General features: G+C 46.7%; 18 protein-coding genes. 9 read left to right on the top strand and 9 right to left on the bottom strand.

Translation table 11 applies throughout. The features are described from left to right. Positions 1 to 121: 121 nt before the first annotated feature. From D9A03_RS03985 to D9A03_RS03970, 4 genes are all read left to right on the top strand, one after another. Positions 122 to 1,039 carry a bifunctional enoyl-CoA hydratase/phosphate acetyltransferase gene (locus D9A03_RS03985; RefSeq protein WP_120495936.1) on the top strand — a complete coding sequence of 306 codons (918 nt, stop codon included), beginning with the start codon at positions 122 to 124 and terminating at the stop codon, positions 1,037 to 1,039. Positions 1,040 to 1,139: 100 nt separating this feature from the next. Continuing rightward, a complete protein-coding gene (locus D9A03_RS03980; RefSeq protein WP_120495935.1) occupies positions 1,140 to 4,088 on the top strand; it encodes a molybdopterin oxidoreductase family protein in 2,949 nt (982 codons plus the stop codon). After that, entirely contained in the window at positions 4,085 to 4,834 is a 750-nt protein-coding gene (locus tag D9A03_RS03975) for a 4Fe-4S dicluster domain-containing protein (RefSeq protein ID WP_120495934.1), read from the top strand. The genes D9A03_RS03980 and D9A03_RS03975 overlap by 4 nt, the downstream gene beginning before the upstream one ends. 18 nt (positions 4,835 to 4,852) lie before the next feature. Continuing rightward, a complete protein-coding gene (locus tag D9A03_RS03970) occupies positions 4,853 to 5,806 on the top strand; it encodes a DmsC/YnfH family molybdoenzyme membrane anchor subunit (protein WP_120495933.1) in 954 nt (317 codons plus the stop codon). A gap of 68 nt (positions 5,807 to 5,874) precedes the next feature. Here the strand turns inward: D9A03_RS03970 and D9A03_RS03965 are convergent, their stop codons facing one another. Further along, positions 5,875 to 6,978, bottom strand: a complete 1,104-nt coding sequence (locus tag D9A03_RS03965; RefSeq protein WP_371682938.1) for a Glu/Leu/Phe/Val dehydrogenase — start codon at positions 6,976 to 6,978, stop codon at positions 5,875 to 5,877. Between the two features lie 422 nt (positions 6,979 to 7,400). Here D9A03_RS03965 and D9A03_RS03960 point away from each other — a divergent pair, with 422 nt between their 5' ends. Together D9A03_RS03960 and D9A03_RS03955 are read left to right on the top strand one after the other, a co-directional pair. Continuing rightward, complete coding sequence (locus D9A03_RS03960; protein ID WP_120495932.1) at positions 7,401 to 7,889, top strand: Lrp/AsnC family transcriptional regulator; 489 nt, start codon at positions 7,401 to 7,403, stop codon at positions 7,887 to 7,889. A gap of 190 nt (positions 7,890 to 8,079) precedes the next feature. Continuing rightward, complete coding sequence (locus D9A03_RS03955; protein ID WP_120495931.1) at positions 8,080 to 8,637, top strand: hypothetical protein; 558 nt, start codon at positions 8,080 to 8,082, stop codon at positions 8,635 to 8,637. A gap of 89 nt (positions 8,638 to 8,726) precedes the next feature. On the opposite strand, the gene D9A03_RS03950 is transcribed toward D9A03_RS03955, so the two are convergent. From D9A03_RS03950 to D9A03_RS03925, 6 genes are all read right to left on the bottom strand, one after another. After that, on the bottom strand, positions 8,727 to 9,050 hold the full coding sequence (locus tag D9A03_RS03950) for a hypothetical protein (protein ID WP_120495930.1): 324 nt from the start codon (positions 9,048 to 9,050) through the stop codon (positions 8,727 to 8,729). A gap of 96 nt (positions 9,051 to 9,146) precedes the next feature. Further along, positions 9,147 to 10,763: an acyl-CoA synthetase gene (locus D9A03_RS03945; RefSeq protein WP_120495929.1), complete on the bottom strand. Its 1,617-nt coding sequence runs from the start codon at positions 10,761 to 10,763 to the stop codon at positions 9,147 to 9,149. 52 nt (positions 10,764 to 10,815) lie between these two features. Beyond that, complete coding sequence (mmsB, locus tag D9A03_RS03940; RefSeq protein WP_120495928.1) at positions 10,816 to 11,697, bottom strand: 3-hydroxyisobutyrate dehydrogenase; 882 nt, start codon at positions 11,695 to 11,697, stop codon at positions 10,816 to 10,818. Between the two features lie 19 nt (positions 11,698 to 11,716). Then, positions 11,717 to 12,790 (bottom strand): enoyl-CoA hydratase/isomerase family protein, encoded by a 1,074-nt coding sequence (locus D9A03_RS03935; protein ID WP_120495927.1) that lies wholly within the window; start codon positions 12,788 to 12,790, stop codon positions 11,717 to 11,719. Continuing rightward, the gene (locus tag D9A03_RS03930) at positions 12,787 to 13,938 is read right to left on the bottom strand and encodes an isobutyryl-CoA dehydrogenase (RefSeq protein ID WP_120495926.1); all 1,152 of its coding nucleotides are present in this window, start codon (positions 13,936 to 13,938) and stop codon (positions 12,787 to 12,789) included. The genes D9A03_RS03935 and D9A03_RS03930 overlap by 4 nt, the downstream gene beginning before the upstream one ends. Positions 13,939 to 14,036: 98 nt before the next feature. Further along, complete coding sequence (locus D9A03_RS03925) at positions 14,037 to 15,536, bottom strand: CoA-acylating methylmalonate-semialdehyde dehydrogenase (protein ID WP_120495925.1); 1,500 nt, start codon at positions 15,534 to 15,536, stop codon at positions 14,037 to 14,039. 396 nt (positions 15,537 to 15,932) lie between these two features. On the opposite strand from D9A03_RS03925, the gene D9A03_RS03920 reads away from it, so the two are divergent. After that, entirely contained in the window at positions 15,933 to 16,838 is a 906-nt protein-coding gene (locus D9A03_RS03920; RefSeq protein ID WP_085900417.1) for a LysR family transcriptional regulator, read from the top strand. 77 nt (positions 16,839 to 16,915) lie between these two features. Here the strand turns inward: D9A03_RS03920 and D9A03_RS03915 are convergent, their stop codons facing one another. Together D9A03_RS03915 and D9A03_RS03910 are read right to left on the bottom strand one after the other, a co-directional pair. Next, the gene (locus tag D9A03_RS03915) at positions 16,916 to 19,144 is read right to left on the bottom strand and encodes an esterase-like activity of phytase family protein (RefSeq protein WP_120495924.1); all 2,229 of its coding nucleotides are present in this window, start codon (positions 19,142 to 19,144) and stop codon (positions 16,916 to 16,918) included. Positions 19,145 to 19,295: 151 nt separating this feature from the next. After that, on the bottom strand, positions 19,296 to 19,922 hold the full coding sequence (locus D9A03_RS03910; protein WP_120495923.1) for a GNAT family N-acetyltransferase: 627 nt from the start codon (positions 19,920 to 19,922) through the stop codon (positions 19,296 to 19,298). Positions 19,923 to 20,100: 178 nt separating this feature from the next. Here D9A03_RS03910 and D9A03_RS03905 point away from each other — a divergent pair, with 178 nt between their 5' ends. Together D9A03_RS03905 and D9A03_RS03900 are read left to right on the top strand one after the other, a co-directional pair. Further along, positions 20,101 to 20,484, top strand: coding sequence for a MerR family DNA-binding transcriptional regulator (locus tag D9A03_RS03905; RefSeq protein WP_120495922.1), 384 nt, complete (start codon positions 20,101 to 20,103; stop codon positions 20,482 to 20,484). A 36-nt stretch (positions 20,485 to 20,520) separates the two neighbouring features. After that, positions 20,521 to 21,021 (top strand): PaaI family thioesterase, encoded by a 501-nt coding sequence (locus tag D9A03_RS03900; protein ID WP_120495921.1) that lies wholly within the window; start codon positions 20,521 to 20,523, stop codon positions 21,019 to 21,021. Positions 21,022 to 21,037 lie beyond the last annotated feature (16 nt).

Raw genomic sequence — 21,037 nt, 5'->3', positions numbered from 1 at the left:
AAGACTATAAAGAATTACCTCGGAACCTTTTCATTCGATTAATGATCATACCTGCGCGGAATTTCGTCAGAGTATAAATCTCTTAATTGGCTGAAATTATTTAACAAACGAGGAATGTTTCATGTTGAGTCAGCAGCCAATAGAATGCCCCAATGCATTGCTTCATAACGCTGCTCAATATGCACCCGCCAGGACTGCGATTGTCAATGCGACCAGTGACATCGCGATGGAAAGCGCTTATCTGGCACAAGAAGCCGGGTTAGTAGAGCCTGTGCTTGTCGGCGACAAAACAATAATTTCTCAGTTATCCAAAGATCTTGGATGGGATTTGTCAGAGGTTGAAATTCACCACGCTGATGATGAAGAAACTGCTGCACAGAAATCAGTCCACCTCGCCCGGACAGGGAAAGTTAATGCAATCATGAAAGGGCAAATTCACACCGATACTTTCATGAAAGCCATCGTCAATCGCGACACAGGTCTTAGAACTGGTCGACGTTTATCGCATGCCTTTTACATGTCGGTTCCGGGATCTGATCGTACAATGATTATCACAGATGCTGCGGTTAACATTGCCCCGGACCTGAAAACCAAACAGGCGATCATTCAAAATTCAGTGGAAATGATGCACGCACTTGGCAATGAAAAGCCAAAAGTCGCGATACTTTCCGCGACTGAAGAAGTAAATCCGCAAATGCCATCCAGCACAGATGCTGCGACCCTTACTGATTGGGCAAAAGAAGAAATACTGGATGCTTTTGTCTTTGGTCCCATGGCTTTGGACAATGCGATATCTCCTGAAGCCGCTCGCATAAAAGGCATCGACAATCCTGTAGCCGGAAAGGCTGATATTCTAGTGGTTCCCAATATTGAAACCGGCAACGCGATGTTCAAGCAACTTGTCTATTGCGACAGTGCTTGCGCAGCTGGAATTGTATTGGGAGCAAGTGTCCCGATTGTATTGACCAGCCGGGCAGATCCACCCGCGGCCAGACTTGCATCCATGGCGTTAGCTGCCATTGTTGCCCATACTACGTAAAAAATATGTAGATTTAATAAAATATAACAATCTATAGTTAACCTAAAAACCAAATAAATAAAAAAATCACAACAGGATAGCGTCAAATTGGAGATGATTTATGGGCTTCTTTCCCACGTCCAAGCAAGAGGAAGTTGACACTTCCCCACACGTATCGGACGAAGTTAAGACCACAACATGTTACATGTGTGCCTGCCGCTGCGGCATCAAGGTACACCTGCGTGGCGATCAGATCCGCTATATTGAAGGCAATCCTGATCATCCGGTGAACAAAGGCGTTCTTTGCGCCAAAGGTTCAGCCGGAATTATGCAGCATAATTCCCCTGCCCGTTTGCAAAAGCCACTTCTTAGAATCGGTGAGCGTGGTTCTGGCGAGTTCAAGGAAATTGAATGGGATGAAGCTCTGGAACTTGCCGGGGTATGGCTTGGCGAGATCAGAGCAAAAGATCCATCAAAGCTTGCCTTCTTTACTGGTCGTGACCAATCACAAAGCCTGACTGGTTGGTGGGCCGGAAAATTTGGAACTAGAAATTTTGCCGCCCATGGTGGTTTTTGCTCCGTTAACATGGCTGCTGCTGGCTTATACAGCGCCGGGGGATCTTTTTGGGAGTTCGGTGAGCCTGATTGGGACCATACAAAATACCTGCTGATGTTCGGTGTCGCCGAAGACCATGATTCCAACCCGATCAAAATTGGACTGGGTAAATTAAAAACCAGAAAAGGCACCAAGTTCGTTTCAGTAAATCCGGTTCGCACAGGCTATTCGGGTATTGCCGATGAATGGATTGGCATTCGCCCCGGTACAGATGGTCTCTTTGTCTTTGCACTCATTCACGAACTCCTCAAGGCTGAGAAGATCGACTGGACTTACTTAACCCGTTACACCAATGCCCCTTGGCTTGTCATACAAGACACCGGTGCTGCAGATGACGGTCTGTTTGCCCGTGATGCAGAGGGAAATCCGCTTTGTTATGATGCAGAGACAAAAAAGCTCGTCTCGTCAACAAATGTAGAAGCCAAACCTGCATTGGCTGGAGAATATATTCTTCCGGATGGCCGTAAGGCTGTTCCGGCATTTCACCTGATGGCTGATCGTTATCTGGATCCTCAATATGCACCAGAAGTCGTTGCTGATCAGATTGGATATAGTGCTGCAAATATTCGCCGTATTGCCGCAGAGATCGCTCATGTTGCTTTCGAAGAAACAATCGAACTCAATGTATCCTGGACAGATTGGGCAGGACGTAAACAGGATAAAATGATCGGGCGCCCCGTTTCCATGCACGCAATGCGCGGAATCTCAGCCCATTCAAACGGTTTCCATACCTGTCGGGCAATTCATGTTCTGCAAATGCTCTTGGGCTCTATAGACGTCCCCGGCGGTTTCAGACACAAACCTCCTTTTCCACGCCCCTGCCCTCCGGGGCCAAAGCCTGCTGGGCATGAGTCCATCGCCAATACACCGTTACCCGGCATGCCGCTTGGCTTCCCAACTGGGCCGGAAGATCTACTGGTTGAACCTGATGGCACCCCAAAACGTATAGATAAAGCTTACAGCTGGGAATATCCACTGGCCTCTCACGGCCTGATGCACATGGTCATTCACAATGCCTGGAAAGGTGATCCCTATCCTGTGGATTTGCTTTTCATGTACATGGCGAATATGAGCTGGAACAGCTCTATGAATGTACCTGGAACGATTAAATATCTTACAGACAAAAACGAAGACGGTAGTTACAAAATTCCCAAGATCATCTATTCGGATGCCTACCATTCCGAGATGGTTCCCTATGCCGATCTTGTTCTGCCAGATACGACCTACCTTGAACGCTGGGATGCGATTTCTCTGCTTGATCGCCCAATATGCAGCGCACATGGCCCTGCTGATTCCATCAGGCAACCGGTTATAAAGCCAGATAGAGACGTGCGTCCGTTTCAGGATGTTCTGCTGGATCTCGGCGCACGGCTCGGCTTGCCCGGTATGATCAAAGAAGATGGCAGTGCCATGTACCCCGGGGGCTATTCTGACTACATCACAAACCACGAACGAACACGGGGTGTTGGCCCGCTGGCAGGTTGGCGTGGTAAAGATGGCAACAGCCACGGCAAAGGAGATCCCAATCCGGATCAGTTGCAAAAATACATTGATAACGGATGTTTCTGGTCAGATGAATTCACTCCGGAACAGTCCTATTATAAATTTGCCAATCGCTCTTATCTTGATCGATCTCATGAAATGGGATGGATCCCCAATGCGGAACGCATTGTGATGCACATCTATTCAGAACACATGCAAAAATTCCGCCTCGCGGCTCAGGGACATGGTGATATTCAACCGCCTGATGATCTGCGCAGTCGGATTAATGAAACTTTTGATCCTCTTCCAATCTGGTACATGCCTCTGGAAGAAAAAGCAGTGGATGGCAAAAAGTATCCTTTGCACGCTGTAACCCAGCGGCCAATGCACATGTATCACAGTTGGGGATCACAAAACGCCTGGTTAAGACAGATCACGGCCCAAAACCGTCTGTTCATCAACGAAGAAACTGCCCGGCAACATGGTATCGTCAATGAGGACTGGATTTGGGTTATATCGCCTCATGGGCGGGTGAAAACCCAAGTCAAGTTGATGAGCGGGGTTAATCCCCACACTATCTGGACATGGAATGCGATAGGTAAGCGTAAAGGTGCTTGGGGACTGGATGATAAAGCACCGGAATCTAACCGTGGCTTCTTGCTAAACCACATCATATCGGAACTGCTTCCCCCCAGAAAAGATGGCTATCGTTATTCAAATTCGGATCCCGTCACGGGTCAGGCAGCGTGGTATGATCTCAGGGTACGGATAGAGAAGTGCGATGCCATGGAAGAAGGTGCAACAGAACCGATGTTTGAGGCTTTTGCTCCTTTGCCCAATGCACCGGAACAAATGGCTGTTCTTCGTTATGGCGCAGACTTTGGGGATGACACCTCAAAATCACAAGATCCGACAGCTAAAGAGAAAAAAACATTTGTACCGGATGATACCTTGGCAGGAGAGAAATCATGACCTGTCTTCCACAAAATGGTGCACAAAAAAAGCTGGGTCTGGTTATTGACCTTGATATCTGTGTCGGCTGTCACGCCTGTGCAGTGAATTGTAAAGAATGGAATACTGGCGGTCACTCTGCCCCCCTGACGGATATGGATCCTTATGGTGCCGATCCCAATGGTGTCTGGTTTAATCGTATCCATAGCTTCGAAGTCGTTGATGACGACAACGACAGCCGAACCGTCCATTTCCCTAAAAGTTGTCTTCATTGTGATGATGCCCCTTGCGTTACGGTTTGTCCAACAGGCGCATCCTATAAACGCGAAGAAGACGGCATCGTTCTTGTGGACGCAGATAAGTGCATTGGTTGTAAACTTTGTTCATGGGCCTGTGCCTATGGCGCCAGAGAATACGATGAAGACGCAGGCATCATGAAAAAGTGTACGCTCTGTGTTGACCGAATTTACAATGAAAATCTGCCCGAAGCATCCAGAGTGCCTGCCTGTGTCGCAACTTGCCCAGCAGGCGCAAGATCTTTTGGCGATCTGGGTGATCCAAACTCTGATGTCAGTAAGCTTGTGTCAGAACGCGAAGGTTTTGATTTGATGGCAGAGCTTGATTACAAACCAACCAATAAATATTTACCACCACGCCCTAAACAAAATGAGAATACTGTTTCGGATAAACCCGTTAGCCTCGCCCCTGTTGAAACTGAAAAAGCTGGCCTGTTAGCACGATGGGCTGACAAAGTCTTATCGCTCTAGAAAGAAAGGAGTTTTCAAATGCATCCGGCAAAATCAGTCATTCTTTTCACTACCGCTTCAGGCGCAGGTTACGGACTTCTTTTCCTTCTTATCACCGGGCACATGCTTGGCATTATTCCAACCGATCAAACCTTGGCTCTCAGCGGGTTTGGCACGGCCTTCGCTCTTATTGTATTGGGGCTTCTGTCTTCAACATTTCACCTCGGTAGGCCAGAACGAGCCTGGCGCGCCCTGACACAATGGCGATCATCATGGCTAAGTCGCGAAGGTATTCTGGCAATTGTTACCTTCCTGCCCACAGGAATTTACGGTCTCTGGTGGGCATTTTTCTCTGGTAGCCAATTTGCCCTTCTGCCACTTATCGGCATCGCTGCGTTATTCTTATGCGCCGCAACAGTCTACTGTACATCAATGATTTATGCCTGTCTGAAACCTGTTGCTGCATGGCATAACAAGTTTGTACCCACGGGCTATCTGGTGCTATCTCTTTCTACAGGCGCTTTGCTCTTAAACGCCATTTTGCATTTACAAGGCAAAAACGATCAGCTGTTTGATATGATCACCATCGCTCTGATTATCCTTGCTGTTGTACACAAGTTTTATTACTGGCAGTACATCAATGAAAATGCAGGTCAAAGTACTGTTGAAAGTGCAACAGGGCTTGGACCAATGGGTAAAGTTCGCCTGTTGGAAGCCGCCCATACCGAGGCAAATTACCTGATGAAAGAAATGGGATTTAAAATTGCCAGAAAACATAGACAAAAGTTGAGAAATATCACCTTCATCTTTGGCTTTATTCTTCCCATATTTCTGATTTCACTTTCTGGAATGATATCAAGTGACGCTCTAAGTAACCTTGCAATCATAGTATCGATATTGTCTGGCGCACTGGGGATTGTCACCGAAAGATGGCTCTTTTTTGCAGAAGCCAAACATACTGTAAGTCTCTATTACGGCGCAGAGAAGGTTTAAACTGCATAAGCCCTGGATCATATCAAAGAGCTCCAGGGCTTGATAGTTGGAATGTTCAAGCTTTATATCTAGGCTACGATATCTTTTTTCAACTCAAGCCTTCCAGCCTTAGATGCCTTTGCAATTTTTTCTTGTGCAATAAGATCAGATATCATGCTTGTTGCGCCCTGTTCCTGATCAGCGCGCTTAAAAATATCCAATAGCACGTCGTAAATAGCAGCGACTTTTTCATCAACCCATTTACGATCATACTTTCCATCAATTTCTGCAGCCACGTTGATGATCCCGCCAGCATTAATCACGTAATCCGGCGCATAAAGAATATTATGGTCTCGTAGCAACATACCATCAGTATCTTTGGCAAGTTGATTGTTCGCAGCCCCGGCAATGATCTTCGCCTTCAACTTGGGGATAGATGTTTTGTTCAAAACTGCCCCCAATGCACAGGGGGCAACGACATCGACATCGGCAAAGAGTATTTCATCACAGGATACTGCTGTAGCACCGAATTCTTTAACCGCATGTTGAACAGCATCTTCGTTGATATCTGCAACAATTAACTTGGCTCCGGCGGCGTGCAGTTCTTTACACAAATGCCACCCAACATGACCAAGTCCCTGCACTGCGACAGTTAAACCAGCAACGTCGTCTTTATCCAGTTGATGCTTAACCGCAGCTCTTATGCCGTTAAAAGTACCGCGAGCGGTGAAGGGAGAAGGATCACCACTCGCGGCAAGTCCAGAATTTAACCCCGCAACATGAGGGGTTTCCTGGGAGACAACTTCCATATCTGAAACAGATATTCCAACGTCTTCGGCTGTAATGTATTGACCACCAAGACCATTAACAAAGCGCCCAAAGGAACGGAAAAGCTCTTCGGATTTATCGGTATTGGCATCCCCGATAATAACGGCTTTACCGCCACCCAGATTTAACCCGGCCATGGCGTTTTTGTAGCTCATTCCTTTTGAAAGCCTGAGAGCATCGTTTAAAGCCGAACCATTATCGCGATAATGCCACATCCGGCATCCACCAGCAGCAGGCCCAAGTGCTGTTGAATGGATTGCAATAATCGCCTTGAGACCGGTGGTTTCATCCTGACAGAACACGATCTGTTCATGATCGGAAAAGGCCTCGTGATTAAAGACATCCATGTTCGATGTATCAGACATAATCTATTCCCCAGTTCGTCTTAACCAGTTTGTCTGGTGACGCCTTAAATCTATAAACCCAAGTAACGTGGGGCGATAAATGCATTTGAGGTAATCGTTCACATATACCCGATAAAAAACCAAGCAATTGTAAGGCTCATGACCAAGTCATTAATCAGTGTCAATCACCACCTGAAATTCAATTAATCGGGTCAACGATGATCAAAAACACAAACCAATGTGCAGTTCTCTCCCAGAAAAAAATGCTTAAGCATCTTCTTAAAGCATGTTTCTCAAGCTCTGTTTATTTTTGCCAATTATTATTGTCTTTTTGGCTTTCTATTATTTTGCTTCAAGTGGAAAGAAATGTTCTTTCTTTTATCGCCATTAACTCACTACAATAGCAATCTGATTTCGAAATTTTAAAAATATGAGAAATATTTATGCTGCCAAAAATCGATAATACGGATAAAAAAATCCTCAAAATCCTGCAAAAGGATTCTGATATCAGTAATGCAGAACTTGCGGATAAAGTCGGTCTTTCTCCTGCGCCTTGTTGGCGACGGATAAAGCGTCTGGAAGAAAAAGGGATTATAAAACGCCGTGTTGCCATTATTGATTCCGATAGTCTTGGCTTGGAGATCGTCGTCTTTACTACCGTAAAGATCTCTGCACAGGCGCAACACGGCCTGGAAGATTTTGAACGCCGGGTAAGTCGATTTGACGAGATTACCGAGTGCTATACAGTTAGCGGTGGTATGGATTATATTCTAAGGGTTGTTACAACCGATATGCGTGCGTACGAGCGATTCTTGCGAGATCACCTGTTACAACTGCCTAACATCGCCGAAGTACATTCCAGATTTGCCGTCTCACAGGTTAAGTATACCACGGGCCTTCCTCTTGATTTAGTTGAAACCAAAGCTTCCTGAACCGAGAAGGGCTTAAACACGCTATTGCCATCCCATAATTTTTATTCTAGTGTCCGGCGCAAGGTACACAGGGGTGCCTCACCGCCAAAAGTCACAACACCCTGTTATTATCGAAGTAAACGATGCGTAATCACCCAAAGAATTCTCTGGATCGCGAGGAGCGGATAGATCCGGTACAAGGAGAAACTCTATGGCTGATATTATCCATGAGCTAAAACATAACGCGCGCATTCTTCACCGCAATCTCACGACGGGGAAACAAGCGAGCCTTGCTTTCATTAAAAAAAATCCGGATTTCAAAAACCTGTCTGACCTCGCAATTATCGAGACCGTTAAGCGCAAACATTGTTTGTCTCAAATAGCAAAAGCGCTTGGGTTTAAGGGGTGGTCACATCTATCTCAAATTATCCAGATGGAAACACCCCCCGTCCCGACGAGTGAAAGATCAGAACTCGATTATGGCAAGATTCTGTGTTCATCCCGATGTATGCCCTATACAAATTTCTGGACTGTATTCTACCTTGAAGCCAAAGAACACCGAGACCAAACCAACGGGTATCTGCTAACCTATGGCACCCAGTTTTTGGTAACAGAACAAGATTTTATCAAGACTCTGGGACTGGATCCTAAAGATCCTGATTGGAATCTCATAGAACGAGACTGGGCCAATCCTAAAAATATTAAGGCCAGAGACTGCCTCTATCAAAAACTGATTACCCGAAATCTGAAAAATCAGACTTGGTTGTAGATTAATGTACAGCATTGCCTTGATTTTCTTTTCAAGGCAATGCGTTTAACACGGGTTATATTTGATATGAATTTGCCCGATGCAAAATATTAGCACTGAATTACTTCGCCGTGCTTTCGATGCCATTCTTCATTTTCATAATAAATGCCTTTTTCATTAATACGGCAACACCACTTTACATAGGGATATAATTCCCCGCTATTTTTTTCAACAACACCATTAGCGATTAAATTACATTTGATCAAAAGGTCACCACGAGAGATACAATCTTCAACAAAGACAATCACTTCCATACCTTCATATAAGGTAATCAAGTTCTTAGAAGCATCTTCTCGAACATCTGTTTGTGACAAGAGTACAAGGTCACTCTCAATCAGTTCATTAAAATCGACCACTATACGGGGAATGCCCATTACCAAAAACCCTTAAATCATTTCCTGAAAATCGAGATAAAATAACATTTCGTTTACAGAAAGTAACATTCTTGCTGTAAATAATATGATTGAGCCTCACCCCAATTCTCTTAATTCACGCCGAATAATCTTGCCTGTTGTGGTCATGGGCAGAGCATCAACAAAAGCGACTTCGCGCGGGTATTCATGGGCGGCAAGTTGCTTTTTAACAAAGAGCTGGATTTCTGATACCAGTTCATCATCGCCCACAAAATTATCATTCAGCACAATAAAGGCTTTTACGATTTCGGTTCGCTGAGGGTCTGGTTTACCGACTACGCCTGCCATGCGCACAGCCGGGTGCCCCATCAGGCAGTCTTCTATTTCACCGGGGCCAATACGATAGCCGGATGAGGTAATGACATCATCGTCCCGACCAACAAACTGTATCCAGCCTTCCGTATCAAGAATGCCTGTGTCACCAGTCAGAAGCCACTGCCCCGCAAACTTGGCTTTTGTTGCATCCTGGTTATTCCAGTACTTGAGAAACATTACGGGGTCAGGCGATTTAACAGCAATATTACCCAGCGTCCCCTGAGGGAGAACATTCCCCTCGCCATCTACAATCGCCAAATTGTGCCCGGGAACAGCACGCCCCATAACACCTGGGCGTGCTTCCATGATTTTGGCACAGGAAGAGACAATCATATTACATTCGGTCTGTCCGTAGAATTCATTGATTGTCAGACCGAATGCTTTTTGCCCCCATTCGAGGAGCTCAGAGCCCAGAGACTCTCCCCCAGAAGCAATAGAGCGCATATTGAGATCCCAGCGAATTTCAGGATCAGAAACGGACCGCATCATTTTCAGGGCCGTCGGTGGAATAAAGGCATTCCTGATCCGCTGTTCCGCAAGCAGATCAAACGCAGCTTCCGCCGTAAACTTTTGAAAACGTCGGGCAACAACCGTTACACCATGATGTAGCGCGGGCAGCAAAACATCCAGAAGCCCCCCAATCCAAGCCCAGTCTGCGGGTGTCCAGATTTTATCGCCGGGTTGCGGAAAGAAATCATGCGACATTTCAACACCCGGCAAGTGTCCGAGCAGAACACGATGCGCATGGAGCGCGCCTTTAGGCTGCCCCGTTGTTCCAGAGGTATAGATAATCAAAGCCGGATCATCCGGCTTCGTCTGAACAGGTGTAAAATCAGTGGAATGACGCAACAAATCCCGGTGAAGATCTTCTGTCCCTGCGGAAGCCCCATCAATGGAATAAACGTGTTTCAGATCAGGAAGGCGATCTCTGATTGCATTTATTTTCTCGACACCTGCCTGGTTGGTGATAACGGCACGTGCGCCTGAGTTTGACAGCCGATATTCCAACGCCTCAACACCAAAGAGCATAAACAGAGGCACGGCAATACAGCCCATTTTATAGGCAGCAATATGCGAAAACGCTGTTTCCAGAGATTGGGGCAGTAAAATAGCAACTCTGTCACCTTGGTTGATCCCGGATGATGACAAAAGGTTCGCCATACGGTTTGAATAGTCTCTCAGATCACCAAAACTATAGTCAGCTACATTTCCATCTATATCAACAAAACTGAGTGCCAGGCGATCCGGAGAACGCTTGGCCCATTTGTCACAAACATCAACACCGATATTATAACGATCCGGTATATCCCACTCAAAGGCCTCTTTAACCGCGCGATAATCAGACCCGTGATTTAACATGGCTACCCCTAATTTGCATCGCCGTCGACAAAAGAGTTAACGAGACGATTTATTACTTATCGCCCTTTAAATGATTGATAATACCAGAAAAATCAATCCCGCTTCCGCCAGCATCATTAAAACTCTGATAGAGTTCTTCAGCATGGGATCCCAAAGGAGTTAAAACACCCGCTGATTTGGCAGCATCCTGAGAGAGCTTGAGATCTTTGAGCATCAAAGCAGCAGCAAAACCCGGCGCATAGTCATTATTAGCTGGGCTGGTCGGCACAGGTCCGGGAACAGGGCAATAAGTATTGATTGACCAACACTGGCCCGAAGATGTTGACGCAACATCAAACAGCGCCTGATGATCAAGCCCCAGTTTTTCTGCCAGATTAAAAGCTTCTGACGAGGCAATCATCGAAATACCAAGGATCATGTTGTTACAAATTTTTGCCGCCTGTCCATTGCCTGCACCACCACAATGAACAATCTTGCCGCCCATGACATCCAGAAGCTCGTGCGCTTTATCAAAGGCTTCTTTTGTGCCCCCAGCCATAAAAGTTAAAGTACCCGCGGTTGCCCCACCAACACCGCCGGAAACCGGTGCATCAAGAGATAGCATACCCGCTTTTGCAGCCGCGTCATGCGCCGTGCGAGAGCTATCCACATCAACGGTCGAACAGTCGATAAAAAGAGATCCGGATCTGGCAGCTTTCAGGGTTACTTCATAAACGCTGAGAAGATGCTTTCCTGCGGGAAGCATCGTGATAATGGCGTCAGAAGCCGCAACGGCTTCATCAACATTATCAACAACATCAACGCCGTCTTTTCTGGCCTGCTCCTTTGCCTGCTCCGACAGGTCAAAGCCTTTAACCACATAGTTGGCTTTGACCAGGTTGGCCGCCATCGGGCCCCCCATGTTTCCCAATCCGATAAATGCTACAGTTTTCATATTCTTTTCCTCTTCCGATTTACCGAATTATTCCAGATGCCAGCCCAAGTTCATTCGTTCCTAAACTTGCAAAACAATCGCTCACCATTGTCTCTGGCACCTCTTCCAAGGTTGCCGGAGACCATTGCGGATTGCCTGTTTTATCAATCACAACAGCCCGGACACCTTCGAAAAAGTCCTTCTGTTCAAACATGCGACACGCAAGTCGGTATTCCATATCCAGATCTTCTTCGATCCCGCCCAGCGTACTGGCTTTACGAATAGCAGCCAGCGTTACCTTCATTGAATGCGGTGCACGACTGGCAAGATCTTTAACGATTTTTTGTCCCAAATCACTATCGGCCTTTTCAGCGGCAGCAACAATTTTCTCGACAGTTTCAAAAGAGAAAATCGGATCAATCTGGCCCCGAATTTCAGCAAGTTGAGATTGTCCAGAGCTTACAGTGAAATTTCTAAGCAAACTATCAACATCAGCCCGCGTATCAGAACCATAATCAGCCTGAGACAACACTTCGATCAAATCGGGTAACTTATCGCTTTGAATTTCAACATCAGCCAACCCGGCATAAATAGCATCCTGTGCCCCGATACGGTGTCCTGTAATTCCCAAAAACGTGCCCACTTCACCCGGTGCATTTGCCAAAAGCCATGTACCACCAACATCCGGGAAAAGGCCAATTGCCGTTTCCGGCATGGCAATCATGGACCGCTCCGTCACCAGCCGATTACTGCCGTGCGCAGAAATACCGACACCGCCGCCCATAACAATGCCATCCATAACAGCAACATAGGGTTTGGGATAATTGGCGATAAGCGCATTGAGTTTATATTCATCGGCCCAGAATTTTTGGGCAACACCATCCTGTTCCTGTCCGGATTTATAAAGGGCGCGAATATCGCCCCCGGCACACAAACCGCGTTCACCAGCGCCATCAACAATAACAACCCGAACCGTTTCATCAGTTTGCCAGCTTTCCAAAGCCGCCAGCATTCCATGAACCATATCGAGTGACAGAGCATTCAAGGCTTTTGGGCGGTTAAGCGTAATACGCCCTGCACTGCCTTCCTGTCGAACGATCAGTTCCTCTGTCATGCTCTGTCTCCTTTCAACAGATCACGGGATATAATCAGTCGCATGATCTCGTTGGTTCCTTCCAGAATTTGATGAACTCTGAGGTCCCGGACAATCTTTTCGATGCCATAATCCGCCAGATATCCATAACCACCATGGATTTGGAGGGCCTCGTTTGCCACGGTAAAACCTGTATCTGTTGCAAAACGTTTTGCCATTGCACACCAACGCGTGGCATCGTGTGTTTTTGCATCCAGCTTGGTTGCTGCTGTATACAAAAGCGTACGGGCCGCGGTCAGTTCTGTTTCCATATCAGCAACTTTGAACTGCAGTCCCTGAAACTGGGCAAGTGACTTCCCAAAGGCTTTGCGTTCGCCCATATAACCAATAGCTTTATCCAGCGCAGATTGCGCACCACCAAGGGAACAGGCGCCGATATTCAAACGACCACCATCAAGCCCCATCATGGCAATCTTGAAGCCCTGTCCTTCTTCACCGATCATATTGGCGGCAGGAATGCGCACATCTTCCATAACAACGGTTCGTGTCGGCTGCGCTTTCCATCCCATTTTCTTTTCGTTCGCGCCAAAAGAAACGCCCTCGACATCTTTCGGTACCAGGAAGCAGGAAACACCACCCGCCCCATCACCACCTGTTCGGGCCATCACCAGATAAAGATCAGATGTTCCCGCGCCCGAAATAAACTGTTTCGCACCATTAAGAACAAAATCATCTCCATCCCGGACCGCTTTGGTTTTCAAAGCTGCGGCGTCAGATCCTGCAGAGGGTTCGGTCAGGCAGTAGCTCGCAATCAGATCCATGGTCATCATTTGCGGCAACCATTTTTGACGCTGTTCTTCGGTGCCAAATTGGTCAATCATCCACGATGCCATATTATGGATGGAAATAAAGGCAGATACAGCTGGACAGCCCGAAGATAGCGCTTCGAAGATCAACGCTGCATCCAAACGCCCCAAGCCAGAACCACCGACATCATCACGAACATAAATCCCGCCCATGCCAAGGGCTGCAGCTTCACGCATGACATCAACAGGAAAATGTTCTTTTTCGTCCCATTCCAAGGCAAAGGGAGCGATCTTGTCACGGGCAAAATCCTGCGCCATTTCTTGAATAGCACACTGTTCTTCATTCAGTTCAAATTGGCTCATCAGCTTATCTTTTAGTCAGAAAAAGAGAGCGGGATGCCCCATAATCCCCCTACAGTGATTAACTGTAACAGCAATCAGGAAACATCCCGTATTCAATATCAATCCATTGTTGGAATTGAGAACTCGGCACCTTCTTTTACACCGGAAGGCCAACGCTGGGTCACAGTTTTGGTCTTGGTGTAAAAACGAATTGCATCCGGGCCATGCTGGTTCAGATCACCAAAACCAGAACGCTTCCAACCACCAAATGTGTAGTAGGCAAGCGGCACAGGAATAGGTACATTCACACCAACCATGCCAACATTCACCTTGGTCATGAAGTCACGTGCTGTATCACCGTCACGAGTATAGATCGCAACGCCATTACCATATTCATGCTCGCTTGGAAGACGCAGCGCTTCTTCATAGTCCTTGGCACGTACAACCGATAGAACCGGGCCAAAAATCTCTTCTTTATAGATACGCATATCAGGGGTCACGTTATCAAACAGACATCCGCCCATATAGAAACCATCTTCATAGCCCTGCATCACAAAATCACGACCATCGACGACCAGTGTTGCACCTTCTTCAATACCAAGATCAACATAACCTTTGGTACGATCAACAGCCTCAGCAGTCACCATAGGACCAAAATCGGCATCAGGATCAGTTGACAGACCAATTCTCAGAGCTTCAACACGAGGCGTCAGTTTTTCGATCAAACGGCTTGCCGTTTCTTCGCCCACAGGAACAGCCACAGAAATTGCCATACAGCGCTCACCCGCAGAGCCATAACCAGCACCAATCAAAGCATCTGCAACCTGATCCAGATCCGCATCAGGCATAATGACCATGTGGTTTTTAGCGCCACCGAAACAATGTGCGCGCTTACCAGAAGCAGTCGCACGTGTATAGACGTATTCAGCAATAGGCGTGGAACCAACAAAGCCGACAGCTTTGATATCCGGGTCATCCAGAATGGCATCAACGGCAACCTTGTCTCCGTTCACAACGTTCAGGATACCTTTTGGCAGACCAGCTTCCAGCATCAGTTCTGCCAAACGCAGTGGTACCGATGGATCTCTCTCGGATGGTTTCAGGATAAAGGCATTCCCGGAAACAATTGCAGGGGCAAACTTCCACATCGGGATCATCGCCGGGAAGTTAAACGGCGTGATACCTGCGACAACCCCCAAAGGCTGACGCATGGAGAACATATCGATACCCGGTCCGGCACCTTCGGTAAACTCGCCTTTTTGCAGGTGTGGAATGCCACAGGCAAACTCAACGACTTCCAATCCGCGCTGAATGTCCCCTTTGGCATCAGGAATGGTTTTTCCGTGTTCACGTGCCAACAGCTCTGCCAGTTCATCATAATTTTCCTGACAAAGATGCAGGAACTTGAGCATGACACGCGCGCGCTTTTGCGGATTGGTTGCCGCCCATGCTGGTTGAGCCGCTTTGGCATTTTCTACAGCAGCTCTCAATTCATCTTCAGAAGCCAGAGGCACCTTCGCGGCGATCTCTCCGGTCATTGGCCAGAAAACATCGCTAAAACGTCCGGAAGTACCTTTTACTTTTTCACCGCCAATCAGGTGATAGAGTTCAGCGGTCATACCGCATCTCCTTCAAATAGTGATCGCGCCTGATCATATGTGAAAACACAGAACCAAAACGCGGTAAATTGGTTAAAAGAGCATCTGCCAGTAAATTCAGAAATCTGTAAATTCAGAAATCTGTAAATTCAGAAATCTGTAAATTCAGAAATCTGTAAATTCAGAAATCTGTAAATTCAGAAATCTGTAAATTCAGAAATCTGTAAATTCAGAAATCTGTAAATTCAGAAATCTGTAAATTCAGAAATCTGTAAATTCAGAAATCTGTAAATTCAGAATTCGATTGGAATCGTCTGAATAAAAGATGCCAGCTTCTTGATCTTGTCACATAGACTTGCATTGTTTTTTTTGCACAGCTATAGGTAATAGCGACAAACCAGTGTGCGAAAATACATTATGAACCCTACTTTTGACTGGAATGACCTCCGCCCATTCCTCGCCGTCGCGCGAACAGGAAAACTGACGATAGCTGCAAAGCGCCTGAAAGTGGATCACACCACAGTCAGTCGTCGCATTCAGGCCCTCGAAACCGCGTTGAACGCAACCCTGTTTGAACGCGGTCCCCAAGGCTATGCCTTGACAGAAATCGGACAGCGCTTGCTTGGCGCAGCAGAGTCTATGGAAACCATGGCAATGGGCGTTCAAAACGAGATTGCCGGGGCCGATTTGGACTTGACCGGAGCCGTCAGAATTGGCGCACCGGATGGCTTTGGTAGCTATTTTCTTGCCCCAAGAATTTGCGACCTTTGTCGATCACATCCGGGATTGGAAATTGATCTGGTCGCAATGCCACGCATGTTCAGCCTTTCAAAACGTGAAGCAGACATCGCCATCGGCCTTAGCCGCCCCACAGAAGGGCGCTTGCGATCACGTAAACTCACCGATTATCGCCTGGGGCTTTACGCATCACCGGAATACCTTGAACGCCGAGGACCAATAACCCACAAAGACCAGCTGAAAGAACATCGTCTCGTTGGCTATATCGAAGACCTGATCTTCTCTCCGGAATTGAACTATGTCCCTCAAATTGGAAAAGAATTACGCCCTCAACTCCGCAGCACGAACCTGATCGCCCAGATGCATGCAACCTCAACAGGGGCTGGTATTTGTATCCTGCCCTGCTTTATGGCGGATAATCAGGAAAACCTCGTCCCGGTATTGCGCGAAGAAGTCAACTTTATGCGCACCTTCTGGCTTATCTATCACGCCGACCTTCAGGGCTTTGCCCGCATACGAGCAGCCGTCGATTTTATTGTTGAAAAGGTAACCCGTGAGCGAAAAGTGTTCCTGCCAGAAACTTAGCCCCTAACCCTGCTCCGCATAAACGAAAAGCCCCAATCACAAAGATCGGGGCTTTGTACGAGATCAGATTATCAGATCTACTGGCTTGCAAGAACCTTATCAATAGGTCCAAGGTTCAGGAACAGAGTTTCCCCCGTTGAATCATCCACACCGTCGTTGTCTGTCACCGCATAAACGGTTCCATCAGCCGCAACAGTCAAGCCTTCAAGTTTGTCAGGTGTCCATCCGTTGGCGCGGTTCAGATCAGCAAGAACATCTCTGATCAGAGTTTTACGTAAAACCGGGATTTCCTGTGCGCCTAACTCGGCGGCGGCAGTGTGCTTTACAGATACGCGGTAGATACGTTTGATCGCCGCGTCGGGGCCACCTTTGTTATCACGCTCTACAATCGCCAGATCACCATTGCCAAGGCTTGTGATTTCACTCAAACCAACCCAGCCACCTGCAGAACTTTCCGGTTCATCCAATCGATAGGCATTCACCCCCCAGGTTCCGGCCTTCAAATCATGAGAAATGATCTTGGTATAGCCTTTGGCATCATCTTTCCATGCTCTTTGCACCGCGACATAAAGCGTATCGTTGTAAAGCGTCACACCTTCAAGACCGTGCTTTTTCATCTGGCCTTCAAGCTCGACGGGCAGGGCAACTTCGCGCACAACCTGCCCCGTTGGCAAGACATGCAACAACTTGCTTTCACGCTTTTCCGGCTTCCCCTCGGAAACAACCCAGAAACTACCATCCGGTGCCGCAACGATCCCCTCAAGATCAAGATTCTCGACAGGCTTCCCAGATTTGGTAATACGGCGCGAAGAAACGATACGAGCCGGACGGGATGCCACATCAATTGTGAAAATATCCGCTGTAGAATAAAAGCTATCATTCACAGCATAGAGGATTGACGGATCCGTCGCATTTGCGGTCAGGCCTGATAGTGCCCCCCACCCAATTGGTGTACCATTCGACCCATCAACAGACACGATTTGCGGCAGGTTTACGCCCTCATCACCTTGTTTATAGATCGTCAGGTTTGAACGATATCCGTCTTTGATATCATCTTTTTCGTTTGCGATAACGACAAGCCCACGGGATGGAATGGTAACAATTCCCTCAGGCCCAACGCCCCCAGATGGCAATGCCTGAATAAAGTCAAAGCGATTGTTCAGGCCTTCGTCTGTTTTCACATCCTGATAAACTCCGACCAGATTTGCACGCTCCAGCCCGACAAAAACAAGGCGATCTTCACCATAGGTTCCAACCGTTACACCTTCCGGCTCGGTCCCTTTTTTATGCGACCGCTTTTCTGGATAGTGCCCCATAGAAACTGCAAGACGTTCTGTTTGTGATCCACTGTCGAACAATACAGAACCTGATTTGGAAAACACGGTAAAGCCACGTGATCCACCTTCGTAATCACCTTCGTTTGCAGTTACAAAACGATTGTCATCAATCCAGGAAACAGCATCCGGTTCACGCTTAAGATCAGCCAGATTTTCCGTTAGAGATATTGCTTTATCCTTGGTGTTATCAATGCCAGTGAGTGACGATGTTCCCGCAGAGTAGTGGTTGACGACTTTATTGTTTTCCAGATCGACAATAACAATATGATTGTTTTCCTGAAGCGTCACAACAGCTTGATCTAGCGCGTTAATAGAAACGAACTCAGGCTCGGGATCAGTTGGTGCAATGTCCGCCAGACCTGTTAAGTTAGTAACAGCAGCATTATCACAATTTGAAAGCAATCCCTTATCATTCAAACGAAATGACGCAAGATGTCCAGCCGGGTTTTGCGGAATAACACCATCGTTCAAGTCTTCATCACGTTCGTTCTCAATAGCAACCGCAAGGTATTTACCGTTCGGACTAAGGGCGACACTGTCTGGCTGTCCGGATACATTACACTTTGCGATAACTTTATCCGCTTTCAGATCAACAATCGCCATATAGCCGGAAGGCTTTACATAGCTTTTAGAGGTATTAACTCCGACATAAGCATAATTACCCTTCACAGTGACAGATGTCGGCTCACCACCAACCTTCACAATACCCGCAGGTTTAGGGCTTGCAGGATCAAAGATATCAACTTTACCAATGGCTTCCAGTTCAGAGTCTGTGTAAACAAGCATCGTCCCCTTCATTGCCGGTGCAACAATCTCGGCAACAGTTTCCGTCGCTTTTTCTTTGCCTTTGGGCAGATTTTCATAAATAGGAAAAGAAGACAGGCGACTAAAAGGCTCAACAGCATACGCCGATGTAGCAAGACACATAGCCACAACGGCCAGACTTGCGGATTTACCAAGATTTTTCATTACGTGAACTCCCGATGGGTGGTATTTATTCTCCCTCTGCTATGCAGTGTTCTGATTTCAAAGGCATGACAAATTCATGTCAGTTTTGGGAAGTTCCAGTAATTTTCACCATTTAAACCTTCATCATTTCAGACCGCGTTCAAAGTCATTTTTAAGGTCGTGTTTCAGGCCATTCCGAATTGCGCATGGCAAAAATCAACTCGCTTGTCCATTCTCCTTTTGCCCAAACATTGTCGATAAGATGCGCTTCCTGCTTCATACCTAGCTTACGCAATAATCCCGACGAAGCTTTGTTTCTGGGATCGCAACGGCCAATGATGCGATGTAACCCAATGTGTTTAAAACCAAACTCTACGAGTACTCGCGCAGCCTCATAACCATACCCCTTGCCATGGTGATGAGGATTAAAAACAAAACCTATTTCTCCCTGACACGAAGCTTTATCCACTAAGAAAAGAACAAGATCTCCAACAAAATCACCTGTTTGTTTTTCTTCAACAGCCAAAACAATCTGGTCACCATCTTGGTCGAAGCTTTTGATTCCTACGCGACGCTCTAATTCAACTTGTGTCACTTCATCTGTATAAGGTTCGCCGTAAAGATATCGCATGACCTCTTCCCGACTGCGCATTTCATAAAGCGCTTGATAATCATCTGAGGTAAAGCGTCGTAATCTTAACCGTTCTGTCTCAAAGCTCACCCGAAGAACATCCACCTCCGATAACTTCGGGGCTGATCCTCCTAAGGGTGTATTCTCTGTCTTAGATGAAGATCCCATTTCTTTTTCCCTACTTTGTAGAAGCCAAGCACAGGTTTACACCATACTTAAAGCACCTCACTGTAACCAGCGACAATAAAGTCATTAGATTCTTAGATTTTTAAATAATATCACTATGTTTTAATTAATAAATTTAAATTATGTTGACGTTTACGTAAAATGCGTAAATACTAATTTGATGACAAAAAGGCGCTACTACACCATCACGGAACTCACCACGGAATTTGGGATTACAACGCGTACGCTCAGATTTTATGAAGATGAGAAACTTCTTAACCCCGAACGGCAAGCTCGGAAGCGTCTGTACACACCAAGGGACAGAACCCGGTTAAAGCTTATCTTAAGGGGAAAACGTCTGGGGTTCAGCCTGGCAGAAGTCAGAGAGATCATCGAAATGTATGATCATGCCCCGGGGGAACGTGGGCAACTTGAAAAACTACAAGGCCGCATTGCTGAACGACAGGCAGAGCTGGAACAAAAACAAAAAGACATTCTGGAAACGCTGGAAGAACTTAATCAGGTGAATGTTTCCGTTCAACAACGTCTGAATGAATTAAAATAAAAAACGAACTAAAATATAAAACACTGGGAACAACAGATGGCTAAAACACACTTTGAACCAAGAAACCCGAACTATGCAGATCTCATTCGTGATAGTTACAACAATACAGGTTTCGGCAAAACACTGGGTGCTGAGTTAACCGTCATTGAACCTGGGTATGTGGAAATGGAATTGCCATTTCGCCCAGAACTATCCCAACATCATGGTTTCTTTCAAGGCGGCGTTATCGGTGCGCTTGCAGATTACGTCGGAGGATACGCCACATATACGTTGATTGAAGAGAATGATTCAATCCTTACTGTTGAATACAAAATCAACATGATGGCCCCCGGCGCTGGAACAAAACTAATTGGAAAAGGTACCGTCCTGAGAGCAGGTCGACGTGTTACGATTGCCCGCATGGATGTCTATGCCCTGCAAAACGATAATACAGAAATTCATGTCGCCGCAGCTCAAGGCACCTTTATGCGTATGGAAAACAAACCTGACGTTGCTGCGACAATCGCAAAAATTCAAAAAGCAAAAACAGAAAACTAAGTTTCCTCATTGGAGA

This window comes from Kiloniella sp. EL199, from assembly GCF_900313065.1.
GTDB lineage: Bacteria > Pseudomonadota > Alphaproteobacteria > Kiloniellales > Kiloniellaceae > Kiloniella.
Note: the sequence above shows the minus strand (reverse complement) of the source record. Positions and strands in the feature narration are given on the sequence as shown.

Excerpts from the sequence above, each read along its gene's own strand:
- D9A03_RS03985 (WP_120495936.1), top strand. The coding sequence starts at position 122 with ATGTTGAGTCAGCAGCCAATAGAATGCCCCAATGCATTGCTTCATAAC.
- D9A03_RS03980 (WP_120495935.1), top strand. The coding sequence starts at position 1,140 with ATGGGCTTCTTTCCCACGTCCAAGCAAGAGGAAGTTGACACTTCCCCA.
- D9A03_RS03975 (WP_120495934.1), top strand. The coding sequence starts at position 4,085 with ATGACCTGTCTTCCACAAAATGGTGCACAAAAAAAGCTGGGTCTGGTT.
- D9A03_RS03970 (WP_120495933.1), top strand. The coding sequence starts at position 4,853 with ATGCATCCGGCAAAATCAGTCATTCTTTTCACTACCGCTTCAGGCGCA.
- D9A03_RS03965 (WP_371682938.1), bottom strand. The coding sequence starts at position 6,978 with ATGTCTGATACATCGAACATGGATGTCTTTAATCACGAGGCCTTTTCC.
- D9A03_RS03960 (WP_120495932.1), top strand. The coding sequence starts at position 7,401 with ATGCTGCCAAAAATCGATAATACGGATAAAAAAATCCTCAAAATCCTG.
- D9A03_RS03955 (WP_120495931.1), top strand. The coding sequence starts at position 8,080 with ATGGCTGATATTATCCATGAGCTAAAACATAACGCGCGCATTCTTCAC.
- D9A03_RS03950 (WP_120495930.1), bottom strand. The coding sequence starts at position 9,050 with ATGGGCATTCCCCGTATAGTGGTCGATTTTAATGAACTGATTGAGAGT.
- D9A03_RS03945 (WP_120495929.1), bottom strand. The coding sequence starts at position 10,763 with ATGTTAAATCACGGGTCTGATTATCGCGCGGTTAAAGAGGCCTTTGAG.
- mmsB (WP_120495928.1), bottom strand. The coding sequence starts at position 11,697 with ATGAAAACTGTAGCATTTATCGGATTGGGAAACATGGGGGGCCCGATG.
- D9A03_RS03935 (WP_120495927.1), bottom strand. The coding sequence starts at position 12,790 with ATGACAGAGGAACTGATCGTTCGACAGGAAGGCAGTGCAGGGCGTATT.
- D9A03_RS03930 (WP_120495926.1), bottom strand. The coding sequence starts at position 13,938 with ATGAGCCAATTTGAACTGAATGAAGAACAGTGTGCTATTCAAGAAATG.
- D9A03_RS03925 (WP_120495925.1), bottom strand. The coding sequence starts at position 15,536 with ATGACCGCTGAACTCTATCACCTGATTGGCGGTGAAAAAGTAAAAGGT.
- D9A03_RS03920 (WP_085900417.1), top strand. The coding sequence starts at position 15,933 with ATGAACCCTACTTTTGACTGGAATGACCTCCGCCCATTCCTCGCCGTC.
- D9A03_RS03915 (WP_120495924.1), bottom strand. The coding sequence starts at position 19,144 with ATGAAAAATCTTGGTAAATCCGCAAGTCTGGCCGTTGTGGCTATGTGT.
- D9A03_RS03910 (WP_120495923.1), bottom strand. The coding sequence starts at position 19,922 with ATGGGATCTTCATCTAAGACAGAGAATACACCCTTAGGAGGATCAGCC.
- D9A03_RS03905 (WP_120495922.1), top strand. The coding sequence starts at position 20,101 with ATGACAAAAAGGCGCTACTACACCATCACGGAACTCACCACGGAATTT.
- D9A03_RS03900 (WP_120495921.1), top strand. The coding sequence starts at position 20,521 with ATGGCTAAAACACACTTTGAACCAAGAAACCCGAACTATGCAGATCTC.